The 3,354-nt window shown below is 64.5% G+C and carries 3 protein-coding genes; all 3 read left to right on the top strand.

The features are described from left to right. Positions 1-170 precede the first annotated feature (170 nt). The gene (locus ACE039_RS22295; RefSeq protein WP_485823358.1) at positions 171-2,195 is read left to right on the top strand and encodes a TRAP transporter permease; all 2,025 of its coding nucleotides are present in this window, start codon (positions 171-173) and stop codon (positions 2,193-2,195) included. Positions 2,196-2,436: 241 nt separating this feature from the next. After that, entirely contained in the window at positions 2,437-2,895 is a 459-nt protein-coding gene (locus ACE039_RS22290) for a Smg family protein (protein WP_006227779.1), read from the top strand. A 46-nt stretch (positions 2,896-2,941) separates the two neighbouring features. After that, a partial coding sequence (locus tag ACE039_RS22285; protein WP_485823357.1) for a glutamate--tRNA ligase family protein occupies positions 2,942-3,354 on the top strand: 413 nt, incomplete at its 3' end.

Genomic DNA, 3,354 nt, shown 5'->3' with positions numbered 1-3,354 from the left:
AGCCGGATCCACGCGGCTCGGATCGGTGGCGGCGGCGTTGTGCGGCGGGCGTGCCGTTTCGCTGCAAGGGGCCGGGCACATTGCAAATACCTGCGGCGTGTTCCACGTTGCGCTTGAGTAGGGCCGCCACGAGCGGCCCTGCTTGCTGAATCACCCAAAGAGTTATGGCGATGGAAATAGACCACGAAAAAACCCAGCAATTGGCGGAGAAGTACGATGCCGAGATCCGCTTCCGGCCGCTGGACAAGACCGCCACCTGGATCGTTTCAGGGCTGCTCGTCACGCTCTCGATCTTCCATTACTACACCGCCGGCTTCGGCCTGCTGCGCGAGGCCACGCACCGCGGCGTGCACCTGGCCTTCGTGCTGAGCCTGATCTTCCTGGTGTTCGGCTTTTCCAAGTCGCACTATCAGCGCGAACCCAAGTCCACCTGGTACGCGCCGGGCGGCATACCGCTGTATGACTGGATCATCGCCGTGGCGCTGGCGCTGTCGGTGATGTACATCCCCTATATTTTCGAGGATCTTGCGTTCCGCGTCGGCAATCCGCTGCCGATCGACGTGTTCATGGGCTCGATCCTCCTGATCGGCCTGCTGGAGGCCACGCGGCGTGCCATGGGCTGGCCGCTGCCCGTCATCGCGCTGGTGTTCATGGCGTATGCCATGTTCGGCCCGTATTTCCCCGGGCTGCTGCAGCACGCTGGCAACACCTGGTCCCAGATCGTCAACCACATGTACCTGACCAGCCAGGGCGTGTACGGCGTGGCGGTGGGCGTGGTGGCAACCTACGTGTTCCACTTCGTGCTGTTCGGCGTGCTGGCAACCCGCATCGGGCTGGGCCAGTTATTCCTGGACGTGGCCTCGACAGTCGCCGGCCGCTATGCGGGCGGCCCGGCCAAGGTGTCGGTGTTTGGCTCGGCCATGTTCGGCATGTTGTCCGGTTCGTCGGTGGCCAATGCGGTCACGGTGGGCTCGCTAACGATTCCCGCGATGATCCGCGTCGGCTACCCGCGGCATTTCGCGGCCGGCGTCGAAGCCGCCAGCAGCACGGGCGGGCAGATCACGCCGCCCATCATGGGCGCGGCCGCGTTCCTGATGATCGAATTCCTGGGCATCCCGTACCAGCAGATCGCCATCGCGGGCATCTTCCCGGCCTTCCTGTACTTCTTCGGCCTGTTCATGCAGGTGCACTTCGAGGCCAAGCGTGAAGGGCTGCGCGGCCTGACGCCCGAAGAAATGCCGAAGCTCAAGCAGTCAGTCAAGATGCGCTGGCCGACCTTGATCCCGCTGTTCCTGCTGATCGGCGTCCTGGCCAGCGGCCGCACGCCGTACCTGGCGGCGTTCGCGGGCATCACCGGCTGCATCCTGGTGGGCCTGCTGAATCCGTTCCAGCGCTTGCGCCTGCGCGACCTGTACGAAGCCTTCGAGACCGGCGCCAAGTACGCGCTGGCCGTGGGCGCCGCGGCCGGCACGGTGGGTATCGTGATCGGCGTGGTGACGCTGACCGGCGTGGGCTTCAAGATCTCGTACATCGTGATCTCGGCGGCGCAGTCCATCGCCGGCGTCGCGTCGGTGGTGATCCCGGAAGCGATCGCCAACACGCAGTCGTTGACGCTTGTCGCCGCGCTGATCATGACGGGCCTCGTGTGCATCCTGATGGGCTGCGGCATCCCCACCACGGCCAATTACCTGATCATGGTCGCCGTGGCCGCGCCCACGCTGGTGCAGCTGGGGGTGCAGCCGATCGCGGCGCACTTCTTCGTGTTCTATTTCGGCATCCTTGCCGACATCACGCCACCGGTTGCGCTTGCCGCCTACGCGGCGGCGGGCATGGCGGGCAGCGACCCCTTCAAGACAGGGAACACGGCGTTCAGGCTGGGCATCACCAAACTGATCGTGCCCTTCGTGTTCGTGTTCTCGCCATCGCTGCTGATCTCGGTGCAGGGCTTCACCTGGTACGACTTCTTGGTGACGCTTGCCGGCTGCATGGTCGGCCTGGTGCTGCTGTCGGCGGCGTTCTCGCGCTACATGCTGGTGGGCATGAAAAGCTGGGAACGGTGGCTGTGCACCGTCGGCGCGCTGCTCACGATCGTCCCCGGTCTGACCACCGGCCTGATCGGACTGGCCATCTGCATCCCCGTCTTCATCCGGCAGTTGGCGGAACTGAAACTGGAGACCGCGGCCAAAGCGGCGTGACCCGAAAGGCCTGAAAAATAAAAGGGGCGGACTGCGGTCCGCCCCTTTTTATTTCGCCCAATCCCGTATTTTGGCAGCAAATCCCGGCAGAATAGGGGCCTGTATCCACAGGGTGACGACATACAACATTCCGCCTTTCCGCCGGTTGCCCGGCTAAATAAATCAGCGTAAAGTAAAATTCATGTTTGCTGGTCTGCCGATCTGCGGGCCGACTGTGCAAACAGGCACAAAACTGCGCCATATGTTCGATATCCTGGTTTATCTGTTCGAGAATTACTACACGCCGCAAGCCTGTCCTGCGGCCGATGTGCTCGCTAAGCGGCTTGCCGCCGCCGGTTTCGAGCACGAAGACATCGACGACGCCCTCGGCTGGCTGTACGGTTTGGCCGAGACCACGGAACGATGCGTCGACCTCGCTCAGGCTCCCACCTCGGGAACCCGGATCTACACCGACAACGAATACAGCCAGCTCGGCACCGAATCCATCGGCTTCATCGCCTTCCTGGAATCGGCCGGCGTGTTGCCGGCGCCGTTGCGCGAAATCGTCATCGACCGGGGCCTGGCTTCGCCGGAAACGCCCGTGCCGCTGTCCAAGATCAAGATCATCGCCCTCATGGTTCTCTGGAGCCAGGAAGCCGAGATCGACAACCTGGTCCTGGAAGAGCTGCTGGACGAAGAAGGCGTGCGGTTGCTGCATTGATGATCCTGCGCCAGGGCCCCATGCATTGGGGCCCCTTGCCGTTGCTGTGACCTACGTAGGCCGATTCGCCCCCAGCCCAAGCGGCCCGCTCCATGCGGGTTCACTTGTGGCTGCGCTGGCCAGTTGGCTGGATGCGCGCGCCCACGGCGGGCGCTGGCTGTTGCGCATGGAAGACGTAGACGTGCCCCGCACCGTGCCGGGCGCCGCCGACACCATCATGGCGCAGCTGGACGCGCTCGGCCTGCATTGGGACGGCGGCATCATGTGGCAGTCGCAGCGCAACGCGGCCTATCAGGCGGCTTTCGATACATTGGCTGCGCGCGGCCTGGTCTATGGCTGCGGCTGCACGCGCCGCGAAATCGCCGATTCGGCCTTGCGCGGCCAGACCCTGCCCGGCGCCGACGGCGAACGCCCGTACCCCGGCACCTGCCGCCACGGTTTGCCGGAAGGCCGCCCGGC

Source organism: Achromobacter maghribensis, assembly GCF_057334215.1.
The sequence above is the reverse complement of the archived record's forward strand: the minus strand, read 5'-3'. Positions and strand labels throughout refer to the sequence as shown.

Excerpts from the sequence above, each read along its gene's own strand:
- ACE039_RS22295 (WP_485823358.1), top strand. The coding sequence starts at position 171 with ATGGAAATAGACCACGAAAAAACCCAGCAATTGGCGGAGAAGTACGAT.
- ACE039_RS22290 (WP_006227779.1), top strand. The coding sequence starts at position 2,437 with ATGTTCGATATCCTGGTTTATCTGTTCGAGAATTACTACACGCCGCAA.